General features: G+C 73.4%; 16 protein-coding genes and 1 pseudogene. 4 read left to right on the forward strand and 13 right to left on the reverse strand.

All coding sequences use genetic code 11. The annotated features are described in order from the left end of the window. Positions 1 to 29 precede the first annotated feature (29 nt). Complete coding sequence (locus tag ACPT94_RS00155) at positions 30 to 2,867, forward strand: glycoside hydrolase family 3 C-terminal domain-containing protein (protein ID WP_425244757.1); 2,838 nt, start codon at positions 30 to 32, stop codon at positions 2,865 to 2,867. 189 nt (positions 2,868 to 3,056) lie between these two features. Here ACPT94_RS00155 and ACPT94_RS00160 read toward each other — a convergent pair whose 3' ends face one another. The 4 genes and pseudogenes from ACPT94_RS00160 to gabT form a co-directional block, all read right to left on the reverse strand. Next, a complete protein-coding gene (locus tag ACPT94_RS00160; RefSeq protein ID WP_425244907.1) occupies positions 3,057 to 4,502 on the reverse strand; it encodes an aldehyde dehydrogenase family protein in 1,446 nt (481 codons plus the stop codon). 145 nt (positions 4,503 to 4,647) lie between these two features. Continuing rightward, positions 4,648 to 5,322 (reverse strand): phosphatase PAP2 family protein, encoded by a 675-nt coding sequence (locus tag ACPT94_RS00165; RefSeq protein ID WP_360345467.1) that lies wholly within the window; start codon positions 5,320 to 5,322, stop codon positions 4,648 to 4,650. A gap of 196 nt (positions 5,323 to 5,518) precedes the next feature. Next, a pseudogene (locus tag ACPT94_RS00170) lies at positions 5,519 to 5,735 on the reverse strand (phosphatase PAP2 family protein); the annotation flags it as partial. Between the two features lie 135 nt (positions 5,736 to 5,870). Beyond that, positions 5,871 to 7,205 carry a 4-aminobutyrate--2-oxoglutarate transaminase gene (gene gabT, locus ACPT94_RS00175; protein ID WP_425244758.1) on the reverse strand — a complete coding sequence of 445 codons (1,335 nt, stop codon included), beginning with the start codon at positions 7,203 to 7,205 and terminating at the stop codon, positions 5,871 to 5,873. 278 nt (positions 7,206 to 7,483) lie between these two features. Between gabT and ACPT94_RS00180 the strand changes: the two genes are divergently transcribed. Together ACPT94_RS00180 and ACPT94_RS00185 are read left to right on the forward strand one after the other, a co-directional pair. Then, positions 7,484 to 9,913, forward strand: a complete 2,430-nt coding sequence (locus tag ACPT94_RS00180; RefSeq protein WP_425244759.1) for an ATP/GTP-binding protein — start codon at positions 7,484 to 7,486, stop codon at positions 9,911 to 9,913. 279 nt (positions 9,914 to 10,192) lie between these two features. Then, on the forward strand, positions 10,193 to 11,833 hold the full coding sequence (locus ACPT94_RS00185) for a PucR family transcriptional regulator (RefSeq protein ID WP_425244760.1): 1,641 nt from the start codon (positions 10,193 to 10,195) through the stop codon (positions 11,831 to 11,833). A 465-nt stretch (positions 11,834 to 12,298) separates the two neighbouring features. Here ACPT94_RS00185 and ACPT94_RS00190 read toward each other — a convergent pair whose 3' ends face one another. Continuing rightward, on the reverse strand, positions 12,299 to 13,600 hold the full coding sequence (locus tag ACPT94_RS00190; protein ID WP_425244761.1) for a glucarate dehydratase family protein: 1,302 nt from the start codon (positions 13,598 to 13,600) through the stop codon (positions 12,299 to 12,301). A gap of 300 nt (positions 13,601 to 13,900) precedes the next feature. Between ACPT94_RS00190 and ACPT94_RS00195 the strand changes: the two genes are divergently transcribed. Continuing rightward, entirely contained in the window at positions 13,901 to 15,250 is a 1,350-nt protein-coding gene (locus ACPT94_RS00195; RefSeq protein ID WP_425244762.1) for an MFS transporter, read from the forward strand. Between the two features lie 111 nt (positions 15,251 to 15,361). Here the strand turns inward: ACPT94_RS00195 and ACPT94_RS00200 are convergent, their stop codons facing one another. From ACPT94_RS00200 to ACPT94_RS00235, 8 genes are all read right to left on the reverse strand, one after another. Further along, entirely contained in the window at positions 15,362 to 16,357 is a 996-nt protein-coding gene (locus tag ACPT94_RS00200) for an adenosine deaminase (RefSeq protein WP_425244763.1), read from the reverse strand. Between the two features lie 20 nt (positions 16,358 to 16,377). Beyond that, complete coding sequence (locus ACPT94_RS00205; RefSeq protein WP_425244764.1) at positions 16,378 to 17,283, reverse strand: ribonuclease Z; 906 nt, start codon at positions 17,281 to 17,283, stop codon at positions 16,378 to 16,380. A 6-nt stretch (positions 17,284 to 17,289) separates the two neighbouring features. Next, positions 17,290 to 17,643, reverse strand: a complete 354-nt coding sequence (locus tag ACPT94_RS00210) for a histidine triad nucleotide-binding protein (protein WP_360340981.1) — start codon at positions 17,641 to 17,643, stop codon at positions 17,290 to 17,292. A 150-nt stretch (positions 17,644 to 17,793) separates the two neighbouring features. Then, on the reverse strand, positions 17,794 to 21,054 hold the full coding sequence (locus tag ACPT94_RS00215) for a S41 family peptidase (RefSeq protein WP_425244765.1): 3,261 nt from the start codon (positions 21,052 to 21,054) through the stop codon (positions 17,794 to 17,796). Between the two features lie 61 nt (positions 21,055 to 21,115). Continuing rightward, a complete protein-coding gene (locus ACPT94_RS00220; RefSeq protein WP_425244766.1) occupies positions 21,116 to 21,667 on the reverse strand; it encodes a hypothetical protein in 552 nt (183 codons plus the stop codon). Positions 21,668 to 21,788: 121 nt separating this feature from the next. Continuing rightward, on the reverse strand, positions 21,789 to 22,181 hold the full coding sequence (locus tag ACPT94_RS00225) for a VOC family protein (RefSeq protein ID WP_360340975.1): 393 nt from the start codon (positions 22,179 to 22,181) through the stop codon (positions 21,789 to 21,791). Between the two features lie 54 nt (positions 22,182 to 22,235). Then, positions 22,236 to 22,982: a 16S rRNA (uracil(1498)-N(3))-methyltransferase gene (locus tag ACPT94_RS00230; RefSeq protein ID WP_360340972.1), complete on the reverse strand. Its 747-nt coding sequence runs from the start codon at positions 22,980 to 22,982 to the stop codon at positions 22,236 to 22,238. Next, a complete protein-coding gene (locus tag ACPT94_RS00235; protein ID WP_360340969.1) occupies positions 22,979 to 24,070 on the reverse strand; it encodes a nitronate monooxygenase in 1,092 nt (363 codons plus the stop codon). Before ACPT94_RS00235 ends, ACPT94_RS00230 begins: the two co-directional genes overlap by 4 nt. Between the last annotated feature and the right edge of the window lie 92 nt (positions 24,071 to 24,162).

The raw sequence follows: 24,162 nt of genomic DNA on the forward strand, positions 1-24,162 counted from the left end.
CCCCGCTCCATCGCAAAGGGATCCCCAACGTGACCGCACCCACGCCGCCCACGCCGCCTTTCCGCGATCCGCATCTGCCGTTCGCGAAGCGCATCGACGATCTGCTGTCGCGCCTGACCCCGCAGGAGAAGATCTCCTTCCTGCACCAGTTCGCGCCCGCCGTGGAGCGGCTCGGCATCGCCGCGTTCCGCACCGGCCAGGAAGCGCTGCACGGTGTGGCGTGGATGGGTCCGGCGACGGTGTTCCCGCAGGCCGTGGGGTTGGGCGCGACCTGGAACCCGGAGCTGGTGCGCCGGGTCGGCGAGGCGGTGTCCAAGGAGGTCCGCGCGATGCGCGCCCGCGACGAGCGCGTCGGCCTCAACGTCTGGTCCCCCACCGTCAACCTGCTGCGCCACCCCCTGTGGGGCCGCAACGAGGAGGGCTACTCCGAGGACCCGAAGCTGACCTCGGCCATCGCCACCGCGTACACCCAGGGCCTGCGCGGGGACCATCCGACGTACTGGCGTACAGCCCCGGTCCTCAAGCACTGGCTGGCCCACAACAACGAGACCGGCCGGGACGTCACGTCCTCCTCGGTCCGCCCGCGCGTGCTGCACGAGTACGACCTGCGCGCCTTCCGCGAGACGGTCGAGGCGGGCGCGGTGGCCGGTGTGATGCCCGCGTACAACCTGGTCAACGGCCGCCCCAACCACGTCTCCCCGTACCTGCGCGAGCACCTGCGGGCCTGGACCGAGCAGGATCTGCTGGTCTGCTCGGACGCGGGCGCGCCCTCCAACCTGGTCGACTCCGAGCACTACTTCGACACCCACGAGGAGGCGACGGCGGCCTCGCTGACCGCCGGCGTGGACAGCTTCACCGACCACGGCACGGACGGCTCCACGATCACCGCCCGCCTCCGGGGGGCGCTGGACCAGGGCCTGCTGACCGAGGCCGACATCGACACGGCGGTCCGCCGGCAGCTCTCGGTCCGCTTCCGTCTGGGCGAGTTCGACCCGCACTACGATCCGCACGCGGGCACCGGCGAGTTCGACACCCCGGCCCACCGCGCCCTGGCGCGGGAGGCGGCCGAGCAGGCGGTCGTCCTGCTGCGCAACGACGGCGTCCTGCCGCTCGCCCCCGACACCCGTCTCGCCGTCGTCGGTCTGCTCGCCGACGAGTGCAAGCTCGACTGGTACAGCGGCACGCTGATCCACCGCTCCACTCCCCTGGAGGGGCTGTACGAGCGGTTCGGCGCCGAGCGCGTGGAGTTCGCGGAGGGCGTGGACCGCGTCCTGCTGAAGACGTCCGCGGGAACGTTCCTGAAGGTCCCGTCCGCCCCCGAGGCCGCCGACGAGGCGCGTGGCGCCGAGGGCGCCCTGGACCCGGCGCTGCTCGCGGGCCGCACCGACCTGCCCCCGCTCACCACCGACACCACCGGCACCGAGTTCGCCCTGGTGGACTGGGGCGAGGACCTCCTCACCCTGCGCGCCCCCGACGGCCGCTACCTCTCGGTCGCCGACGACGGCTTCCTGCGCGCCTCCGCCGACCAGCCCGGCGGCTGGATCGTCCAGGAGACGTTCCGCCTCGAACCCCATGAAAACGGTCACCTCCTGAAGCACGTGGGAACGGGTCGCCACGTCTCTGTCACCGCCGAGGGCGTGAAGGTTGCCGAGGAGAATCCCGAGGTTCTCGACCTCATCGTCGTCGAACGCGGCGAGGACGCAGTGACCCGCGTCACGTCCGAGGCGGACGTGGTCGTGGTCGTCGCGGGCAACGACCCGCACATCAACGGCCGTGAGACCGAGGACCGCACGACCCTGCGGCTGCCGCCCCAGCAGGCACGGATCCTGGAGGCGGCCCGGGCGGCCAACCCGCGCACGGTGCTGGCGCTGGTGTCGGCGTACCCGTACGCGTTCGAGCCGGGGCGGCTGTCGGCGGTGCTGTGGACCGCGCACGGCGGGCAGGCCGCGGGCACGGCGCTGGCGAGGATCCTGGCCGGTGACGTCTCCCCCGCGGGCCGGCTGCCGCAGACCTGGTACGCCGACGACGCCGACCTGCCCGACCTGCTCGACTACGACGTGATCGGCGCCCGCCAGACGTACCTGTACTTCGAGGGCACCCCGCTGTTCCCGTTCGGGCACGGTCTGTCCTACGCGTCGTTCGCCTACGCCGACCTGGCCGTGGGCGTCGGGGGCGACTCGGCGCGGGTCTCCTTCACGGTGACCAACACGGGGGACGTGACCGCCGACGAGGTCGCCCAGCTCTACACGCGCGCGGTGGACCCGTCGGTCTCCCGGCCGCGCCGTGAGCTGCTGGCCCACCGCAGGATCACCCTGGCCCCGGGCGAGAAGGCGGAGGTGTCCTTCGAGGTCCCGCTGTCCGCCTTCGCCTTCTGGGACGTGGCCCGGGGCGACTGGCGCCGCGAGCCGGGCCCGTACGACCTGCTGGTCGGCGCGTCCAGCGAGGACGTCCGGCTGCGGACGACGGTGACGCTGGACGGCGAGCCCGCCGCCCCGCGCCCGGTCCTGCGGCGCGGCCTGTCCGCCGTCGACTTCGACGAGCAGAGCGGCACCGAGATCGTGGACCGGACGAAGGTGTCGGGCGACGCGGTGACGCCGGTGGCAGGCGGTTCGGGCGAACTGCTCTACCGGGCCTGCGACTTCGGGGCCGGCGTCGGCGGGGTGACCGTGGAGGTGGCCGGCGAGGGCACGGTGGAGGTCTCCCTGGCCGGCGGCCCGGCCCTGGCGACCCTGACACTCGACACGCCCACGTCGGGCCCGTACGACTACACCACGCTCGACGCCCCGTTCACCGCCGAGGGTGTGCACGACCTGCGGCTCAGACTGCGCGGCCCGCTACGGCTCGCGCTCGTCGGCTTCTCCGGTTGAGGGTCCGGACCAGGCCGACGCGAAGAAGGGGCCCGGCACCGGAAGGCATCGGTGCCGGGCCCCTTCGGGGACAGCGATCTCGCGTCACGGGCGAGATTACCTGAAAATGGTTCCCATTAGCCAGAGGATCGGGCCGGAAAGTCGGGGAAACCGGAGAGCGGAGCCGGAGAGCGGCCGGAGGGTTGCGCGTCAGAGAGCGAGCCCCGTGAGGACCAGCACCCGCTCGTAGGTGTAGTCGTCCATCGCGAACTTCACGCCCTCGCGGCCCACACCGGACTGCTTGGCCCCGCCGTACGGCATCTGGTCGGCGCGGTAGGAGGGCACGTCGCCGACGATCACACCGCCGACCTCCAGCGCGCGGTGGGCGCGGAAGGCGACCTGGAGGTCATGGGTGAACACGCCCGCCTGGAGGCCGTACTTGGAGTCGTTGACGGCGGCGAAGGCCTCGGCCTCGCCGTCCACCTTCTGCACGGTCAGGACCGGCCCGAAGACCTCCTCGCAGGAGATCGTGACGTCCGCGGGCACGTCGGTGAGGACGGTCGGCGCGTAGGAGGCGCCGTCGCGCTTGCCGCCGGTGAGGAGGGAGGCGCCGGCCGCGACGGCCTCGTCCACCCAGGTCTCGACGCGCTTGGCGGCGTCCTCGCTGACCAGCGGGCCGACGTCGGTCTTGTCGTCGGAGGGGTCGCCGGTGACCTGGGCCTCGACGGCGGCGACGATGCGCGGCAGCAGGCGGTCGTACACGGAGGCGTCCGCGATGACCCGCTGCACGGAGATGCAGGACTGGCCGCCCTGGTAGTTGGAGAAGGTGGCGATGCGGGTCGCGGCCCAGTCGAGGTCGGCGTCGGAGGCGTAGTCCCCGAGGACCACGGCCGCGCCGTTGCCGCCCAGCTCCAGGGTGCAGTGCTTGCGCGGCACCGAGTCCATGATCGAGTAGCCGACCTTCTCGGAGCCGGTGAAGGAGATGACCGGCAGCCGCTCGTCCTGGACGAGGGCGGGCATGCGGTCGTTGGAGACCGGCAGGATGCTCCAGGAGCCGGCGGGCAGCTCGGTCTCGGCGAGCAGCTCGCCGATGACCAGGCCGGAGAGCGGGGTGGCCGGGGCGGGCTTGAGGATGATCGGCGCGCCGGCCGCGATCGCCGGGGCGACCTTGTGGGCGCACAGGTTCAGCGGGAAGTTGAACGGCGCGATGCCGAGCACGACGCCCTTCGGGAAGCGCCGGGTGAGGGCGAGGCGCCCCTGACCGCCGGGGTCGGTGTCGAGCCGCTGGGCCTCGCCGCCGTTGAACCGGCGGGCCTCCTCGGCCGCGAACCGGAAGACGGAGACGGCACGGCCGACCTCGCCGCGCGCCCACTTGATCGGCTTGCCGTTCTCGGCCGAGATCAGCCGCGCGATCTCCTCGGTGCGCTCGACGAGCCGCTTGCTGACGTGGTCGAGGGCGGCGGCGCGGACATGGGCCGGGGTGGCGGCGAACTCGTCCCGTACGGCGTACGCGGCGGCCACGGCCTCCTCGACCTGCGCCTCGGTCGGCACGCTGACCCTGCCGACGAGACGGCCGTCCCACGGGGAGGTGACGTCGAAGCTGTTCTCGCCGGTGACCTGGCGGCCGGCGAGCCAGAAGGCGTGGGTGGCTGCCACATTCTCTATGGCCATGTGAGTCCCGGCCCTTCCGCGTTGGGGGTGTGCTGACTTTCGTGGTCCACGGTAGGGGCGGGGAGGCGGCCGGTCGTTTGTCCGGGACGTAGTGGTGGGGGGTCGGGGCGCGCCGGTTTGGCGCGGTCGGCTAGGACGCGACGCGCCGTAGGAACAGCCACAACGCCGCCAGCATCGCCACGCCCAGGCACCAGCTGGCCACGACGTCCAACGGCCAGTGGTAGCCGTGCCGGACCAGTCCGAAGGAGACGGCCGCGACGAGGAGGGCGGCGGTGGCGACGACCGCGCGGCGCGCGAGGGCCGTGAGCAGCCAGGGCAGCAGGATCAGGGCGGCGGACCCGTAGGCGACGGCCGCCGTCGCCGTGTGCCCGGAGGGGTAGTACCCGGTGGCCGGTGGCACGACGGGTGTGCCCGGCCGGGCCGTCCACTCCTTCAGGGGGACGACGATCAGCGGGACCAGCACCATCAGCACGAGCGCGGCGCCGGACGGCAGCCACCATCGCCCCACGCCCGCCGCCCTGCCCCGCCGGGCGACGTACCAGGCGACCAGCACCAGCACGGGCACCGCGACCGACACATTGCCCAGGTCGGCGAGGAGGTCGGAGGCCCGGTCCGGTTCGACGAGGGCGCGGCTGAGGCGCCCGTCGAGGCCGAGCAGGGGTCCGTCGGTCGCGACCTGCCAGGTGAACAGCGCGAACAGGACGGTGGGCAGGGCGAAGAGGAGGGCGAGGAAGGAGACACCCGGGGCGGGCGTGTCGGGGTCCGGCGGCGCGTCCTCGGTCCGCTGGTGGGTGCGGGTCGGCATGGGCCCAAGCTTGACAGGTGCGGCCGGGCGCGGATGCCATCGACGGCCGGCCGCCGGTGCGCTCCGTGATCACGCCCGACGAGACCAGGCGGGAGAGGCGGGACGAGACACATCGAGGGGAAGGCCGGATCGTGAACGCCGCAAAAAGAAGGCCCCGGCGAACCGGGGCTCAGTGGTCTGCACCTCAGAAGGAGGTCGGCCACCCCGGAACAGGGGGGGTGGTTCCGGGGTGGCCGTCCGGATCGGAACGCCGGCCGCCCCGGGGGGTTTGGGGCGGGCGACCGTCCGATCGGTGAGGAGATCCGAAGCCCTCAGGCTCCGGTTGTGTGCGCGAGGGCACGACCAGGTCGAAGCTGGGGAGGCCCCGTCCTGGGTTCACCCACAGTCCCCTGTGGGCGGGGTGTATCTCTCATCTGGGTAGAACCTACGGCAGTGACTGGCGGGACGACAGACGGAATCCCGTCCCGCCATCCACCCCGCACACCTTCTTCACACGCTCTGCCCGGCCCGGAATTCCGCGTCTGCCGGGAGCGGTGCCGAAGGGCGGCTCAGATACGGGCGAAGGCCTGCTCGATGATGTCCAGACCCTCGTTGAGCAGGTCGTCGCCGATGACGAGCGGCGGCAGGAAGCGCAGGACGTTGCCGTAGGTGCCACAGGTCAGGACCAGCAGGCCCTCCTGGTGGCAGGCCTTGGCCAGCGCGGCGGTCGCCTCCGGGTTCGGCTCCTTGGTGGCGCGATCCTTGACCAGCTCGATGGCGATCATCGCGCCGCGCCCCCGCACGTCGCCGATGACGTCGAACTTCTCGGCCATGGCGCCCAGCCGGGCCTTCATCGTCGCCCCGATCGCCTTCGCCCTGGCGTTGAGGTCGAGCTCCTTCATCGTCTCGATGGAGCCGAGCGCACCGGCGCAGGCGACCGGGTTGCCGCCGTAGGTGCCGCCCAGGCCGCCCGCGTGCGCGGCGTCCATGATCTCGGCGCGGCCGGTGACGGCGGCGAGCGGGAGACCACCGGCGATGCCCTTGGCGGTGGTGATCAGGTCGGGGACGATGTCCTCGTCCTCACAGGCGAACCACTGGCCGGTGCGGCAGAAGCCGGACTGGATCTCGTCGGCGACGAAGACGATGCCGTTGTCCTTGGCGAACTGGCTGATCGCGGGCAGGAAGCCCTTCGCCGGCTCGATGAAGCCGCCCTCGCCTAGCACCGGCTCGACGATGATCGCGGCCACGTTGTCCGGGCCGACCTGCTTGGTGATCTGGTCGATGGCCTGCGCGGCGGCCTCCGGACCGCAGTTGTCCGGGCCGGTCGGCCAGCGGTAGGCGTACGCCATCGGCATGCGGTACACCTCGGGCGCGAACGGCCCGAAGCCGTGCTTGTACGGCATGTTCTTCGCCGTCAGCGCCATCGTGAGGTTCGTCCGGCCGTGGTAGCCGTGGTCGAAGACGACGACCGCCTGGCGCCTGGTGTAGGCGCGGGCGATCTTCACGGCGTTCTCGACGGCCTCGGCGCCGCTGTTGAACAGCGCGGACTTCTTGGCGTGGTCACCCGGGGTGAGCTCGGCGAGGGCCTCGGCGACCGCGACGTACCCCTCGTACGGGGTGACCATGAAACAGGTGTGGGTGAAGTCGGCGAGCTGCGCGGAGGCCCGGCGTACGACGGCCTCGGCGGAGGCGCCGACGCTGGTCACCGCGATGCCGGAGCCGAAGTCGATGAGGCGGTTGCCGTCGACGTCCTCGATGATGCCGCCGCCCGCGCGCGCCGTGAAGACCGGCAGCACCGAGCCCACGCCCTGCGCGACCGCGGCGACGCGGCGGGCCTGCAGCTCCTGCGACTTCGGGCCGGGGATGGCGGTGACGACGCGGCGCTCCTGGGGAAGTGCGGTCATGGGGGCTCCCTGATGATCTTGCGTGCCGGGCGGTCCGGGTGTTCGCGGGGGTGCGTTTTTCGGACGCATTACTTCTTTTCTCGCAGGCTAGGGCGGGAGGAGAGGTGCGGGCATGCTCCATGTGGGCGTTGTCGGCGGCTCGGGTTGTCCTTCGTGGCCATAGCCGCGCGGCCGCCCGTCGCCGTGGGCCCGGCCGCGTAAGCGGTGAACTCCCTTGGCGGGGGCGTTAGATTGACTCGGCGATGGTGGACGGAACGGCTGGTCAGGGGGCAAGGGCGATGGACAGCGACGGGACGCAGGACGCGCGGGGTACGCATGCGAATCCTGTGCCGCGCCCGGCGGGGCCGCCCGAGCGCCCCGCCGTACCGCCGGCGCCCCCCGCGGTGCCGCCGCGGCCGGCCCGCGCGCCCGGGGTGCCGCACACGTCCGGGCAGGTCACGCCGCCCTCCTCGGCCGTGGCGGCGTGGCTGAACGAGGCGCGTCCGGCGGCCCGGCCCGGCATCTGGCGCTTCGGGTACCGGCTGCCGAAGGCCGCCGTGGCGGCGGAGCGGCTCTCGCCCGTCACCGTTCTCGGCATGCTGATTCCGCTGGTGGTCGCGCTGGTGCTGTGGTCGCTGTGGCGGCAGGGCAGCCTCCCGTACCAGTTCGCGCCGCTGCGGCTGTTCACTCCGGACGACTGGTGGTGGGGCGGCACGATCGCCTCGCCACGGAACATGGAGGGCGCCGAGGCACGGGTCGTCTACGACGGCGTCTTCTTCGCCGTCCTCGTCTACGCGATGGGCCGGCTGGGCGGCTGGCTCGACGCCGCCCGCCACTTCGTCGGCCGCCGGCCGCAGCCCGCGCGGGCCCTGCTCGCCCTCCTGTGCGCGCTGGCCGCGCTGAGCTTCGTGTTCCCCAGCGCCTTCCCCGGGGTCGGCTGGGACGCCCTGCCCGTCGTCGACCCGCTGTTCTCGCTGATCGTCCTGATCTCCGGCAGCTACGAACTGTTCGCCTCCCCCACCTTCACCGACTCGCTGTACGCGGTGATCACGCTGCTGGTGGTGTGGCCGTTCGCGGTGCTGGGCGGCTGGTGGCCGTACCTGAAGGAACGACTCGCCGCCCGGCGCGAGAGCCCGGACCGTCCCGGGCCGGCGAGCGTCGAGCGGCCGCGCGCGCAGTGGCCGCAGCTGCGGGACGCCGGGCAGTACGAGGCGGCGGACGTGCTGACCGCCGAGGTCGCGGCCGGGCGGATGAACGACGTGGACTGCGCGCGGGTGCGGCGGGCGTGGACGGTGGGGCTGCCCGACTTCGGGGAGACCGTGCTGCGGGAGGGCGGCGCCGCCTGGGCCCACCCCTCCGGGGACCGCGATCTGCCCCGGCGCGGCGCGCGCCACGATCTGCTCGCGGGCCAGGTCCGCATCGGCCGCTGGGTGGCCGCCGAGCGCGCCCCCGTCGCCTACCACGACGCGGGCGCGGCGCTCGGCCCCGAGGTGCTGGGCACCTCGCTGCTGGCGGTCGGGCCGTCCGGCTCGGGCAAGACACGCACGCTCGTCGAGCCGCTGACCGAGGCACTGGCCCTCCAGGCGCTCACCGGAGGCTGTGCCCTGGTCGCGGTCTCCTCGCCGGGCAGCCCGCTCGGCTCCGACTCCGCGTTCGACGTGATCGTACGGATCGGCGACCCGGCGTCCGTCCACGACCTGGACCCGTACGCCCAGTCCGACGACCCCGACGAGGCGGCCGCCGTCCTCGCCGAGGCGCTGGTCGGCGACCTCGACACCGTGAACGGCCAGAGCGCGACCACCGCGCTCGCCCAGCTCCTCGGCCCCTACCGGGCCGTGCACGGCCGCTTCCCGACGCTGCCCGTGCTGCGCGAGCTGCTCGAGGGCGAGCCGACGGCGCTGTCCGCGCTGCGGGAGGCCGTGGCCGGGGACGAGGTCATGCGCCGCGAGCTGGAGGCGCGCGTCCGGCAGACGGGCGCCCCCGGCGACCCGGGCCGCGCCCTCGCGGACCGGCTCGCGCTGCTGAACCGGCCGGTGTTCGCCGAGTTCTTCGGCGGGGGCGGCCGGCCGGACGAGGCCGGGGGCGGCTCCCACCGCGCCTTCTCGCTGCGGGCCGTCGCCCACCACCCGCTGCGCGTCCGCGTCGACCTGCCCGAGCGCGGCCACGAGGAGGCCGCCCGGCTGATCACCCGGCTCGTCCTCGCCCAGTTCCACACCGTCGTACGGGAGGGGCGGCGCGCGCACTTCGCCTGCCTGGTCCTGGACGACGCGACGGGGACGGTCACCGCGGAGTCGGTGCGCCGCATCCAGCGCCTGCGCTCGCAGAACGCCGGTGTGGTGCTCGCCCTGCGCAGCATCGGCGACGTCCCCGAGGCCCTGCACGGGCCGCTGTACGGGGCGGTCGGCTGCCGGATGGCGTTCTCCGGGATCACCACCTGGGACGGCAGCCGGTTCGCGCAGACCTGGGGCACCGAGTGGGTGGAGACGACGGAGGTCGCCAAGCACACCGTCTTCGCCGACCAGCCGATGACCCGGGCCCTGCACGCCCTGCGCAAGCTGGTCACCGGCAAGGCGGTGACCACCGACGCGGTGACCGTGCGCCAGGTCGAGCGGGAGCGGTGGTCGGCGTCCCAGCTGGCCCACGAGGTGCCGCCGGGGCACGCGGTGCTGTCCCTGACGACCGTCAAGGGCGAGCACGCGCCGCCGTTGCTGGTGGATCTGCGGGGGTGAGGGGCGGACGGGGCTGTTCCCCGGTCCGAGGGCCCTGGCCTACGGGGCCTTGGCGTACGAGGGCCTTGCTGTATGGGTGCCTTGACGTACGGGTGCCTTGACGTACCGGTGCCTTGATGTACGGGGACGCCGACTTACGGGGACCTCGGCGTACGGGGGACGTACGGGACCTTACAGTGAGGCAGAATCGACACAGGTCCTTCATACGAAGCGGCCAAAGGATCACGCAGCTGACGCGGACGATCTCGCACACGCTCACCTCTCCGACCTGAAGGCCCCATGCCTCCCACGCTCGCCTCGCTCGTCCACCACTCCGCGCTGAAGCTGACCGTGCGGGCGGGCGAAGACCGTCTGGACGTGCCGGTGCGCTGGGCGCACGTCAGCGAGCTCGCCGACCCCGTGCCGTACATGGAGGGCGGGGAGCTGCTGCTGATCACCGCGCTGAAGCTGGACGCGGAGGACCCCGAGGCCATGCGACGCTATGTGAAGCGCCTGGCCGGGGCGGGGGTGGTGGGGCTCGGCTTCGCCGTCGGCGTCAACTACGAGGAGATCCCCGAGGCGCTCGTGGACGCGGCGCAGGAGGAGGGCCTGCCACTGCTGGAGGTGCCCCGCCGCACGCCCTTCCTCGCGATCAGCAAGGCGGTGTCGGCGGCGATCGCGGCCGATCAGTACCGGGCCGTGACGGCCGGGTTCGCGGCCCAGCGCGAGCTGACCAGGCAGGCGCTGACGGACGGCCCGGAGGGCCTGCTCACCGCCCTCGCCTCCCAGGTCGACGGCTGGACCGCGCTGTACGACGCCTCGGGCGCCGTCGTCGCGACCGCGCCCGAGTGGGCGGGGCGGCGGGCGGCGCGGCTCACGGCGGAGGTGGAACGGCTGCGGGAGCGGTCGGCGCCGGCCTCGGCGGTCGTCGGCGGGCCGGAGCACTCCGACCACGACGACCGGATAGAGCTGCACTCCCTCGGCACCGGCCGGCGCCCGCGCGCCGCCCTCGCGGTCGGCACGGCGTCCGCCCTCGGTACGGCGGAGCGGTACGCCGTCCACTCGGCCATCGCCCTGCTCACGCTCACCACGGAACGCTCCCGGTCCCTGCAGGCGGCGGAACAGCGGATCGGGGCGGCGGTGCTGCGCATGCTCCTGGCGGGCGAGCCGGATCACGCCCGTGCCGTCGCCGGGGATCTGTACGGGGGTCTGCTCGACGCTCCCTTCCGGGTGATCGTCGCCGAGTCGGCGACCGCCAAGCCGTCGGGGGATCCGCTGGGCGGCGTCTCCGAGGTCGTGGAGTCCGCGGCCGCGCGCTCCGGGGAGGCGGTGCTGGTCGTGCCCGAGGGTGAGCGGCTGGTGGCCCTGGTCGTGGACGGGGGTGCGGCCGTGGCGGCCTGCGCGCAGTACGCGGCGGGGCTGGAGGGTGCGCGGGCGGCGGGCGGCGGCGTCCGTGGGGGTGCCGGCCGTGAGGGTCGCGTCCGCGAGGGGCGCGTCCGCGAGGGCGGTGAGGAGGACGAGCTGGTCGTCGGTCTGTCCGCGCCGGCCGGGCCGATCGCGGCGGCCGCGGCGTACAAGCAGGCCGAGCAGGCGCTGTCGGTGGCTCGCCGCCGGGGTCGTGTTCTCGTGGAACACGAGCAGCTGGCGGCGGGCTCGGTTCTCCCTCTCCTCGGGGACGACGCGGTGAAGGCTTTCGCGGACGGGCTCCTGCGGGCCCTGCACGAACACGACGCGACTGGGCGGGGGGATCTGGTCGCCTCGCTGCGCGCCTGGCTGTCGCGCCACGGCCAGTGGGACGCGGCGGCCGCCGACCTGGGCGTCCATCGCCATACGCTGCGTTATCGGATGCGGCGGGTGGAGGAGATCCTGGGGCGCTCGCTGGATGATCCGGATGTGCGGATGGAGCTGTGGCTGGCGTTGAAGGCTACGGCTGCGGAGTAGTGGAGCAGGCGCGGGTGCGTTGCGCGTGCGCGTGCGCCTGGTGGTGGTGGGTGGGTCGGGGTCGTGGCGGTGCGGGCTGTTGCTGCCCCGTGCGCCTGGTGGTGGTGGGTGGGTCGAGGTCGTGGCGGTGCGGGCTGTTGCTGCCCCGTGCGCCTGGTGGTGGTGGGTGGGTCGGAGTCGTGGCGGTGCGGCGAGCCCGTCGCGTGTTGGGCGTACGGCTGCCTGCTGCCACAGTCCGACTTGGCTGTGACGAGCTGAGCGACGGGCTCCTGCCGCACCGCCACGACCCGCTCCCGTGCCATGGCGACTGCGGGAGCGTCGTGGCTGCGCCGCAGCGACCACGACCCGGGCATGTCGGAGGGCGGGTGCGGGAGCGTCGTGGCTGCGTCGTGGCGCCACGACTCGGGCCCGGGCCATGGCGGCTGCGGGAGCGTGGGGGCGTGGGTGCGGGTGGCGTCTACGGGTTCACCAGCGGGGGACCTGGGGGGTGGTCCACTCGGGGTGGGCTGCTCGCATCGCTGCCTCGTCGTCCCGGTCGCGGAGTGTGCCGTCGTCGTCGAGCCAGCGCTGGTGGAGGAACCGCAGGCGGTCCCGGTCGAGTTCGACGCCCAGGCCGGGGGTGTCGGACACGGTGATCCTGCCGTCGATGAAGGTGAGGCGGTCGGTCAGGACGTCCTCCGACTGCCAGGGGTAGTGCGAGTCGCAGGCGTGGTGGAGGTTGGGGACCGTGGCCGCCACGTGGGTCATGGCGGCGAGGCTGATGCCCAGGTGGGTGTTGGAGTGCATGGAGACGCCGACGCCGAAGGCGCGGCAGGTCGCGGCCAGTTGCTGCGTGTTGCGCAGGCCGCCCCAGTAGTGGTGGTCGGAGAGGACGACCTGGACCGCGTTCCGGGTGAAGGCCTCCTTGATCTCGGCGAACGTCGTCACGCACATGTTGGTGGCGAGCGGTACGTCGGTGGCGGCGGCGACCTCGGCCATGGCGGGGGTGCCGAGGGTCGGGTCCTCCAGGTACTCGAGGACGTCCCCGAGCTCCTTGGCCACCTTCAGCGAAGTCTCCACGTTCCAGGCGCCGTTGGGGTCGAGGCGCAGGGGGTGACCGGGGAAGGCCTCGGCCAGGGCGCGTACGGCGGCGATCTCCTCGTCCGGCGGGAAGACGCCTCCCTTGAGCTTGAAGGAGGTGAAGCCGTAGCGGTCCTTGAACTTGCGGGCCTGCTCGACGACTCCGGCCGGATCCACGGCGGCTCCCCAGTCGTCCTTCTCGCCTGCCACACCCTCGGGGTGGTCCGCCCACTTGTAGAAGAGGTACGCGCTGTACTCGACCGCGTCACGCACCTTGCCGCCGAGCAGGGCGTGCACGGGCAGGCCCAGCGCCTTGCCGAGGGCGTCGAGGCAGGCGACCTCGAAGGCGGAGAGGACGGACAGGCGCAGTTTGTCGGCGGTCTGGACGCCGCGCAGGCCACCCACGTCGACCTGGTCGGAGACCCGGGAGACGTCCACGGCCACCTCGTCCGCGACTGTGAACAAGCCGTTCAGGTCACTGACCGGTCGGCCGACCAGTTTGTTCGCGAACGGCTGTGCCAGTTCGAGGTACTTGGTATCGCCGTAGGTCTCCCCCACGCCTGTGGTTCCGTCGGCCGTCACCACCTCGACGATCAGCCGGGGGGTGTACGGCTGGTGCACGCCCTGGGTGTTCAGCAGCGGCGGGTCGGCGACCAGGATCGGGGTCAGCCGTACCTCGGTGATGGTCAGGTCGCGGGTCCGGGCCACAGCGTCTCCCCACATAGACGTCGTTTATGTATGTAGATGGAGGTTAGGTAGGCGCACAGGGCACGTCAATGGCGGGTGGGTGGGTGGGGCTGGGGCTGGGCCCGACTGAGGGAGTGAGGGGGGTGGCGGTCGCTTGTACCCGGGTTCTGGGGCTGTAAACGCCAAGTGATCCACATCACCCGGTCTGAGCTTCTGCTCCAAACCGTGTGCTTGATACAAATTGCCCGCGCGTTCCTGTCCGTCGACGGTCGACGCCCCATCCCCCTTTGAGCCGCTCCTTTCGCACGCCCTGGAACGCCCGTGTTCGCCCCCCGCACCCCCACGCCCTGGCCCCTCGTCGCCCTTTTCACGGCCGGGTACCTCGCCCCCTATCTGCTGCCGACCGTCGTCGGGCGGCTGGACGCGGGGCTGCCGCTGTCCGCCACCCAGGCCGGCGCCGTCGGCAGTGCGCTGCTGCTGAGTTCGGCGTCGGCCGGGTTCGCGCTGGCCTCGCGGGTCGAGCGGATCGGGGCGCGGACCCTGGCCCGCGTCGGGCTGCTGCTCGCCGTGCTCGGGTACGGCGGGGCCGCCCTCGCGGGGAGCGTGCCGGCGGTGGTCGCGGGCGCGGTCCTCGGTGGCTTCGGTTCCGGTACGGCCACGACGGTGGCCGCCACCCGGATCGCCGCCCAGCCCGACCCGCACCGCGCGTCCACGCTCGGTCTGCTCGGGGTCTCGGCGCTCGCGGGCGCCGTCTATCTGACGGTCCCGCACCTCGGCGCGGGGCATGGGCAGCCGCTGGCCGCCATCGCGCTGACCGCCGTCGCCGTATGGCCGCTGACGGGACGTCTCCCGGGCCGTACGGCCGTGGCGTCGTCGCCGCGTGACACGGCAGGCTCCCGCCTTCCCCAGCTGCGCTCGGGGCTGGTGCTGGCCGCCGCCATGCCGTGCTGGTCCCTCGTGCAGAACTCCCTGTGGGGCGTCAGCGGGCGGATCGGTCTGACGCAGGCTCACCTCACCGAGGCCGCCGTGGGCGCGGTGTTCGCCGTGGCGCTGGGGGCCGGGCTGCTGGGTGTCCTGGGCGCGGGCGCGCTGGGGCCGCGGCTCGGACGGGCGGTGCCCATCGGTGGCGGGACCGTGCTGATCGCCGGGTGCGTCGTGGCGAGCGCCTCGGCGACCGGGCTGGGGAGCTTCGCGGCCGGTGAGATCGCCTGGAACGCGCTCTACCCGATCGTGCTGTCGTACCTGATCGGCCTCGCCGCCTCGCTCGATCCGCGCGGCCGCTGGGCCGTACTGGTCGGCTCCGCCTCGTCGCTGGGGACGGCGGCCGGTCCGCTGACCGGCAGTGTGCTGTCGGCGCAGGCCGGTTTCCCGGTGATGGGGCTGGTCCTGGGCGGCGGGCTGCTGGTCGTCGCCGTACCGATGACCGCCGTCGCCCTGCACGTGAGCGGGCGCCCGCTGCTGCCGGGCGCGGTCCGGCGCCGGGGCGGCACCCCGGCCGCCGTGGTCGCCGCGGCCCCGGGTACGCCGAGCGGTGCGGTGCCGCGGGTGGGCGCCCCGGAGCAGCCGGTGGTGGAGATCCCCGTGGACACCCCGGCCGTGCCCGCCAAGGGCGCGTACGACACGGCGGGGCCGCGGCGGGCGGGGGCCGTCGCGCCGGGGGGCGTCGACTGACCGGCCCCGGTCGGTGGATGACGTACCGGGGACGGTACGGGCAACTATCCGTGTGCCGTCCGCCGTAGGCAGGAAAGCCGCGTCGGCCACCGTGTCGACCAGGCGGCCCGGTCAGGACGGGAACTCGTACGCCTCCACCTCGGCGAGGCAGCGCGCCCGCCGCTCCTCGTCGTCCTCCAGGAACGAGGCGACGAAGGAGTTGCGGGCGAGCTCACGCAGCCGCTCCGGGCTCAGCCCCAGGGTCTGCCGGACGGCGTCGAAGTTGTCGCCGACGTAGCCGCCGAAGTAGGCGGGGTCGTCGGAGTTGACCGTGCAGACGAGCCCGGCGTCGAGCATCGCGGGCAGCGGATGGGCGGCGAGGGTGTCGACGGCCCGCAGCCGGACGTTGGACAGCGGGCACAACGTCAGCGGGATCCGCTCCCGCACCAGCCGTTCCACCAGCGCCGGGTCCTCCACGCACCGCAGCCCGTGGTCCACGCGCTCGACACCGAGCACGTCGAGAGCCTCGGTGATGTACTCCGGCGGCCCCTCCTCACCGGCGTGCGCCACCCGCCGCAGCCCGAGCGCGGCGGCGGCCTCGTACACCTCGCGGAACTTGACCGGCGGATGCCCGACCTCGGCGGAGTCCAGCCCGACGCCGGTGATCCGGTCGAGGTACGGCCGCGCCGCGTCCAGGGTCTCCATCGCCGACTCGGCGGACTGGTCGCGCAGGAAGCAGAGGATCAGCCGCGTCGAGACGCCGTGCTGCTCCTCACTGCGGCCGAGCGCCCGCCACAGCCCTTCCACCACCGTGCCCATGTCGATACCGCGGGCGAGGTGGGCCTGCGGATCGAAGAAGATCTCCGCGTGCCGCACGCCCTGGGCCGCGGCCCGGGCGAGATAGGCGTTGGTGAGGTCCTCGAAGTCCCGCTCGGTGCGCAGGACCGCCATCAGCTCGTAGTACAGGTTCAGGAAGGACTGCAGGTCCTCGAACTGGTACGCCTTGCGCAGCTGGTCCGTGTCCGCGTAGGGCAGCGTGACCCCGTTGCGTGCGGCCAGCTCGAACGCCAGCTCGGGTTCCAGGGTGCCTTCGATGTGGAGGTGCAGTTCAGCTTTGGGGAGGGACATCAAAGCATCGTACGGGTGGTTTACCGCCGTTTCGGAACCGGCACTCGCAGAAGGTCGTACGCCACCGTCAGCTCGCCCTCGAACCCGGCCGCCCGCGCCTGCCGCTCGAAGTCGTCGGGTTCGTCGTAGCGCTGACTGAAGTGGGTGAGGACGAGATGCCGCACGCCGGCGTCCCGCGCGACACCTGCCGCCTGACCGGCCGTCAGATGGCCGTGTTCGACGGCCAGTTCCACGTCCTCGTCGAGGAAGGTCGACTCGATGACGAGCATGTCGCAGCCGTCCGCCAGCGCGTGCACTCCGTCGCACAGCCGGGTGTCCATGACGAACGCGAACCGCTGCCCGCGCCGCACCTCGCTCACGTCTTCGAGGGAGACGTCGCCCAGGGAGCCCTCCCGCTGGATCCGCCCGACGTCCGGCCCCCTGACGCCGTGCGCGGCGAGCCGGTCGGGCAGCATGCGGCGCCCGTCCGGCTCGATCAGCCGGTAGCCGTAGGACTCGACGGGGTGGGAGAGCTTGCGCGCTTCGAGGGTGTACGAGCGTGTCGTGGCCAGGGGCCCGTCCCGGTCGACCGGGGCCTCGGTGATGCCGACGGTCTCGCGGTAGGCGGTGGAGTACCGGAGGCGGTCGAAGAAGCGCTGGCCGGAGAGCGGGTAGTGGGCGGTGACCGGGTGCGGGACCTTGTCGAGGTTGACGCGCTGGATGACGCCGGCGAGGCCGAGGGAGTGGTCGCCGTGGAAGTGCGTGACGCAGATCCGGTTCAGGTCGTGGGCGGCGACCCCGGCCCGCAGCATCTGGCGCTGCGTGCCCTCGCCGGGGTCGAAGAGGATGCCCTCGCCGTCCCAGCGCAGGAGGTAGCCGTTGTGGTTGCGGTGCCGGGTCGGGACCTGGCTGGCGGTGCCGAGGACCACCAGTTCACGGACGGACACGGCGCCTTACCCGGGGGGCCAGTGCAGGCCACGGCCGCCGAGGACGTGCGCGTGGGCGTGCCAGACGGTCTGGCCGGCGCCGCTGCCGGTGTTGAAGACGGTGCGGTAGCTCTCCAGCTTTTCCTCGTCGGCGACCGCCTGCGTCTCGCGCAGCACGTCCGCGGCGAGCTGCGGCGCCTCGGCGGCGAGGGCGGCGGCGTCGACGTGGTGCGCCTTGGGGATCACCAGGATGTGGGTGGGGGCCTGCGGGTTGATGTCCCGGAAGGCGAGGGTCGTCTCGGTCTCCCGCACGATCGTCGCCGGGACATGCCCCTCGACGATCCTGCAGAACAGGCAGTCGTCCTGCGGCTCACCTGACATGCGGTGACTCCTTCAACGCTGGTGATCTCTTACGGGGCATCGTAGCGAGCGTCCGGTGGATCCAGCCCGTCGTGGGGCCCCCGCTCGACGGGCCGAAGCGGGGGCCGGGGGCGGCAGCCCCCAGGGCGAATCGCACCGGCGCCGGGTGGGCTACAGCTCCGGCAACGGCGGAGCCGTCTTCGCCGGCGTGTCCTCCAGCGCGGCCAGCGCGAGCCTCACCGCCTCGTCCAGCTGCACGTCCCTCTCCGCCGCGTGGTCCTGGGGCCGGGCGACGACCTCGACGTCCGGATCGACGCCGTGGTTCTCGACCCCCCAGTCGTACCCCTCCAACCAGATCGCGTACTTCGGCTGGGTGACCAGCGTCCCGTCCACCAGCCGGTACCTGCTGTCGATGCCGATGGTCCCGCCCCACGTCCGGGTACCCACCACCGGCCCGATCCCCAGCGCCTTGACCGCCGCGTTGACGATGTCGCCGTCGGACCCGGAGAACTCGTCGGCGACCGCGACGACGGGCCCCCGGGGCGCGTCCTCCGGGTAGCTGACGGGCCGCATCCCGCGCGGCACGTCCCAGCCGACGATCCGCCGCGCCAGCTTCTCCACGACCAGCTGCGAGGTGTGCCCGCCCCGGTTCTCCCGGACGTCGACGACGAGCCCCTCGCGGGCCACCTCGACCCGCAGGTCGCGGTGGATCTGCGCCCAGCCGGGCGCCTGCATGTCGGGCACGTGCAGGTAGCCCAGCCGCCCACCGGACTTCTCGTGCACGTACGCCCGCCGGTCCGCGACCCAGGCGTGGTAGCGCAGCGCCTCCTCGTCGGCGATCGGTACGACGACGGCGTGCCGCGGCTCGCCCCCGCCGGCCGGCGAGACGGTCAGCTCGACCGCCTTGCCCGCCGTACCGACGAGCAGCGGTCCGGGCCCGGTGACCGGGTCCACCGGATGCCCGGCGACGGCGACGATCGCGTCTCCGGCGCGCACGGCGACGCCGGGTGCGGCGAGCGGGGAGTGGGCGTCGGGGTCGGAGGTCTCCGACGGCAGGACGCGGTCGATGCGCCAACTGCCGTCCTCGTGGCGGGAGATGTCGGCGCCGAGGAGACCCTGGCGGGCGCCGCCGCCGTAGCCGCCGCGCGGTATGACGTAGGCGTGCGAGGTGCCGAGCTCGCCGTGCACCTCCCAGAGGAGGTCGACCAGGTCGTCGTGGGTGGCGACCCGGTCGAGGACGGGCCGGTAGCGGTCGAGGACGCCGTCCCAGTCGACGCCGCCGAGGTCGGGACGCCAGAAGTTGTCCCGCATGATGCGGCCGGTCTCGTCGTACATCTGCCGCCACTCGGCGGCCGGGTCGACCGTCTGGCGGATGCGGCCGAGGTCGACGGTGATGTTGTTGTCGCTGTCCTCGTCGCCGGAGGCCCGCCGGTCGCTGGGGACGACCTTGAGCTTGCCGTCGGTCCACAGCAGCAGCCGCTTGCCGTCGCCGCTGACGTCGAAGTCGTCGGCGTCGGAGGCGAGGTGTTCGAGGCGGTGCTGGGCGAGGTCGTAGCGCTCCAGCTCGGTGTGCGGGTCGGGGTCGTCCGGGGTGGCGCGGGAGGCGCCGAGGACACCGCGCACCGGGTGGCGCAGCCACAGCACGCCGTCCTTGGCGGCGCGCAGCGTGGAGTAGCGGCCGGCCTCGACGGGGAACGGGATGATCCGGTCGGCGAGGCCCTCCAGGTCGATGCGGGTGGCCGGGGTGCCCTCGCTGTCGGGTGTCTCGTCCTTGTCCGGGGCCTCGAAGGGGCGGCCGTGCCGCTGGGGGCCGAACGGCGAGGGCGTCGTGGCGGCCAGGGTGATCAGGTGCGGGCGGGCGCCGGCGATGAAGGAGAGGTCGAAGGCGTGCTGGTCGTAGACCGGGTCGAAGGCGCGTGTGGACAGGAACGCGAGGTGCTTGCCGTCGAGGGTGAAGGCGGGCGCGTAGTCGCGGAAGCGCAGCGGGGTCGCCTCGGTGACCGACAGGTCGGTGGTGTTGGCGAGCTTGAGCTGGCTGAGCGGGCGGGGGCCGGGGTGCGACCAGGCCAGCCAGCCGGAGTCGGGCGAGAAGACCAGGTCGCCGACCTCGCCGTCCTCGCTGCGGTCAACCTCGCGGACCTCGCCGGTCTCCCGTTCGACGAGCAGCAGCCGCCCGTCGTGCGCGGCGACGGCGGCCCGGCTGCCGTCGGGCGCCATGGCGAGCTCCAGCACCCGGCCGAGCCGCCCGGCCGCGAGCCGGCGCGGGGTGGCCCCCGGCGCGAGTCCGGTGGCCGGCGCGAACTCCAGGGCGTCCTCGCCCTCGGCGTCCGTCACCCACACCACCCACTCCTCGCCCTCCGTGCGGAAGGTGCGCGGCAGCCGGGCGCGTACGCCGGGTTCGGCGGCGAGCGCGCGGGCGGGACCGGAGCGGTGGGTGACCCAGTGGACGGCGCCGCGCACCTCGACGGCGCTGCCGCGCGCGGTGTGGTCGGGGGTGGCGGATCCCAGCCACCGGGAGGCGGTCACCGGGTACGGCCGCCGGTCGGTGCGCTGCCCGCCGAGCCGCACGTCGAGCCGGCGCGGCTCGGCCCCGTCGAGGTCGTCGAGGATCCACAGCTCACCCGCGGAGACGTACACGACCCGCCGGCCGTCACTGCCGGCCTGCCGGGCGTAGAAGCCTCCCCCGCTCTCGGCTTCGCTCGAGCGGGGGGACCCCCATGAGCGGGAGGTGCCCCCGAGCGGGGTGTGCCGCCGCAGGTCGGAGCCGTCGGCGAGCGACGAGTAGAGCGCCCCGGTGCCCTCGTGGTCGGAGAGGAAGGCGATCCGCTCCCCCACCCACACCGGGTACTCGATGTTCCCGTCGAGTTCCTCGTGCAGCCGCACGAAGTCGCCGTCGCCCTCCCGGTCGATCCACAACTTGCCCGCCGTCCCGCCCCGGTAGCGTTTCCAGTGCGCGGCCTCGCGCCCCATGGGCGCGGACAGCAGCACGGTGTGCGGGCCGTAGGCCACGGCGCCGACGGGCCCGTACGGCAGGGTGGTGGCCGGTCCGCCGTCGAGCGGGACGGCGCGGGCCCATGTGCGGCGCAGGCTCGCCTGGTCGTGGGCAGCGAGGGCGAGGACGTGACCTTCGGGGGTCCAGCCGCGCACCTGGGTGCGGGGACTGCCCCAGTAGGTCAGCCGGGTGGCGGGCCCGCCGTCGACGGGGGCGACGTGCACCTCGGGCGCGCCGTCGCGGGTGGAGGTCCAGGCGACGGTGGTGCCGTCGGGCGAGATGCGGGGCAGGGAGACCGGCACGTTGTCGGCGCTGACCCGCCAGGCGCGCCCGCCGTCGAGGGGGGCGAGCCACACGTCGTCCTCGGCGGTGAAGGCCACCAACTCGCCGTGCAGGTGCGGGAACCGGAAGTACGCAGCAGGCGTCGCGGACTGTGTCACCCGATCACTCTAGGCAAGGACACGGGCCCAGGTCAGGGGTTTCGATCAGTTCCCGCCCTGCTCACTTGCCCTCGGCCCCGCAGTACGTGGTCTCCTGGCACCAGACGGTCTTGGTCACGGTCACGGTGACCGTGGGCCGCCCCGGTTGCGCCGGCTGCCCGGAACCGGGCGGCGCGACGGGCGAGGGCGTGGCGGACTTGCAGTCCCCGAGCCCGCTCACCCGGAAGAGCTGCTTGTTTCCCACGTTCGCCTTCAGGTCCCCCCGCACACACGAGCCGTCGACCGCCCGCGTGACCTGCCCGGTGACGGTGATGTCCCGTCCGTCGCCGGTCTCCCCCTCGCAGTCGACGGACGCGACGGTCTGCACACCGGCGCTGCTCCCGCCGCCCCGGTCGTCTCCGTAGTCGGCGGTGCAGGTCAGCCACCGCACGTCCACGTCCCGCCGCTCGATCTCGGCCGTCGCCGTCCGGTCGGTCGTGTACGCCACGGTCGCGGCGCTGACCCCACCGGGCTCGCATGCCACGACTCCGCCGACGGCCACGACGGCGAGCCCCGTCACAGCCACCGCGCGCATCGCGTACGGCCGGAGCCGAATCCGTCCCGAAACCCCCATGCGGGGCAGCCTGCCACCGTCCCGGCGGTCGCGGTAGGGCGCATACGGCCACTCGTCACCCACGGTCCACGCCGGCCGCGCGCGGGAGTTGGACAGCGGGAGCTGTTCCCGTGCCCAGCCGTCAGCCGCGCAGCAGCAGCCACTCCTGGAGTTCCACGAGGTTGCCCTCCGGGTCCTTGACATGGGCGACGCGCATGCGGTCGGTCATATGGGCGGGGCCGTGGACGAGGGTGGCGCCGCGGGCGGTGATCTGCGCGCAGTAGGCGTCCAGGTCGTCGACGCGCAGCGCCACCAGGGAACGGTGACCGCTGGCCTGCTCGCCCAACTCCCCGAGCACCTCCGCCATCATCGCCCGGTCCTGGACGGCGATCCCCGCCGAACCGGTCGCGGGGGAGAACTTCTCGTACGGCCCCTGCTCCGCCCCCGACTGTGGCTTGAGGCCGAGGACGTCGGCGTAGAAGCGGTAGCAGGCGGCGAAGTCCGTGACGAGCAGCCGCACTTGGGCGAGTTCCACGGTGTACTCCCGGAGGGCAGACGACAAGAAGACGGGCAGTCGGACAGGCAGGGGTCAGGACCAGCGGCCGGTGCGGCCCAGGATCAGGGCCGCGGCCGCCGTCCCGGCGGTCGAGGTGCGCAGCACGCTCCGCCCCAGCCGGTACGCCCTGGCTCCGGCCTCCTCGAAGAGCGCGAGTTCCTCGGGGGAGACGCCCCCTTCGGGGCCGACGACGAGCACGATCTCGCCCTCGGTGGGGAGGTGGGCGGTGGCGAGCGGCTCGCTGCCGTAGTCGCGGTCCTCGTGGAGTACGGCGGCGAAGTCGGCCCGGGCGAGAAGTGCCGCGACCTGCTTGGTGGTCGCCGCGTCCGCGACCTCGGGGAAGCGGACCCGGCGGGACTGCTTGCCGGCCTCGCGGGCGGTGGCCCGCCACTTCGCCAGCGCCTTCAGCCCGCGCTCGCCCTTCCACTGCGTGATGCAGCGGGAGGCGGCCCACGGCACGATCGCGTCGACGCCGGTCTCGGTCATCGTCTCGACGGCCAGCTCGCCGCGGTCGCCCTTGGGCAGGGCCTGCACGACGGTGATCCGCGGCGACTCGGCGGGCTCCTCCACCAAGTCCCGCAGACGCACCACCAGCCGGTCCTTGCCCTCGGCGGCGACGACCTCGCCCTCGGCCCAGCGCCCGGCGCCGTCGGTGAGGACGACCGTCTCACCGGCCCGCAGCCGCTTCACGGAGACGGCGTGCCGCCCTTCGGGCCCGTCCAGCACGAACTCGGCGCGGCCGGAAGGGAGTTCCTCGACGACGAAGACGGGCGCGGTCACCGGCCACCGTCCTCGTCGCCGGTGCCACCGCCCGGCAACACGGCCCGCGCCGCGCCGGCCTCGGCCACCAGCACCTCCACCAGCTCACCCGCCGGGAGCTCGCGGGCCATCCGGTGCCCCTGCCCCGCCCACAGCGCCATGCCCTGTGCGTCACCGGCCTTGGCGGCCGCCTTGCGCAGCGGCGAGGTGAGGTGGTGGACCTCCGGGTAGGCGGCGGGGGCGTACGGGCCGTGCTCGCGCAGGAACCGGTTGACCAGGCCGCGGGCCGGGCGGCCGGAGAAGGCGCGGGTCAGCTCGGTGCGCACGAAGAGGGGGTTGGTCAGCGCCTGCTTGTGCACGGCGGCCGCGCCGGACTCGGGCGTCGCCAGGAACGCCGTGCCCATCTGGGCCGCGCTCGCGCCCGCCGCGAGGACCGCGGTGATCTGGCTGCCGCGCATGATGCCGCCGGCGGCGACGAGGGGCAGGCTCACGGCCTCCCGGACCTGGGCGAGCAGCGAGAGCAGCCCGATGCCGGACCCGTCGTTCTCCGAAATGTCTCGGTGGGTGCCCTGGTGTCCGCCGGCCTCCACGCCCTGCACGATCACCGCGTCCGCGCCCGCCTGCTCCACGGCGAGGGCCTCCTCGACGGTGGTCGCGGTGACGAGCGTGAACGTTCCGGCGCGGCGCAGGGCATCCAGCACGTCCCGCTCGGGCACACCGAAGTGGAAGGACACCACCGGCACCGGGTTGTCCAGCAGCACGGCCAGTTTGGCGTCGTAGCCGTCGTCCCGGCCGCTGTCGGGGTCCCCCAGCTCCGTCTCGTACCAGGCGGCCTCGCCGGCCAGCTGGTGGGCGTACACCTCGACCGCACCGGTCTCCGCGTACTCCGGCTGCGGCATGAACAGGTTCACGCCGAAGGGACGGGCCGTGAGCCCCCGCAGCTGCTTGATCTCCTGGTACATGCCGTCGGCGGTCTTGTACCCGCCGGCCAGGAACCCGAGCCCGCCGGCCTCGGACACGGCGGCAGCGAGCTGCGGAACGGAGACGCCGCCCGCCATGGGGGCCTGCACGATCGGGTGAGGGAAGAGATCGGTCAGCGCGGAGGACATGACGGCATGTTGTCACGTCCTCCGAACAAGTCCGAATCCGGCTGTCCGTTTGGTTCTCGGACTGCCGAGTCGGGTGGTGGGCGGGCGAGACC

It is taken from the genome of Streptomyces aurantiaciflavus (genome assembly GCF_049808595.1).
Lineage (GTDB): Bacteria > Actinomycetota > Actinomycetes > Streptomycetales > Streptomycetaceae > Streptomyces.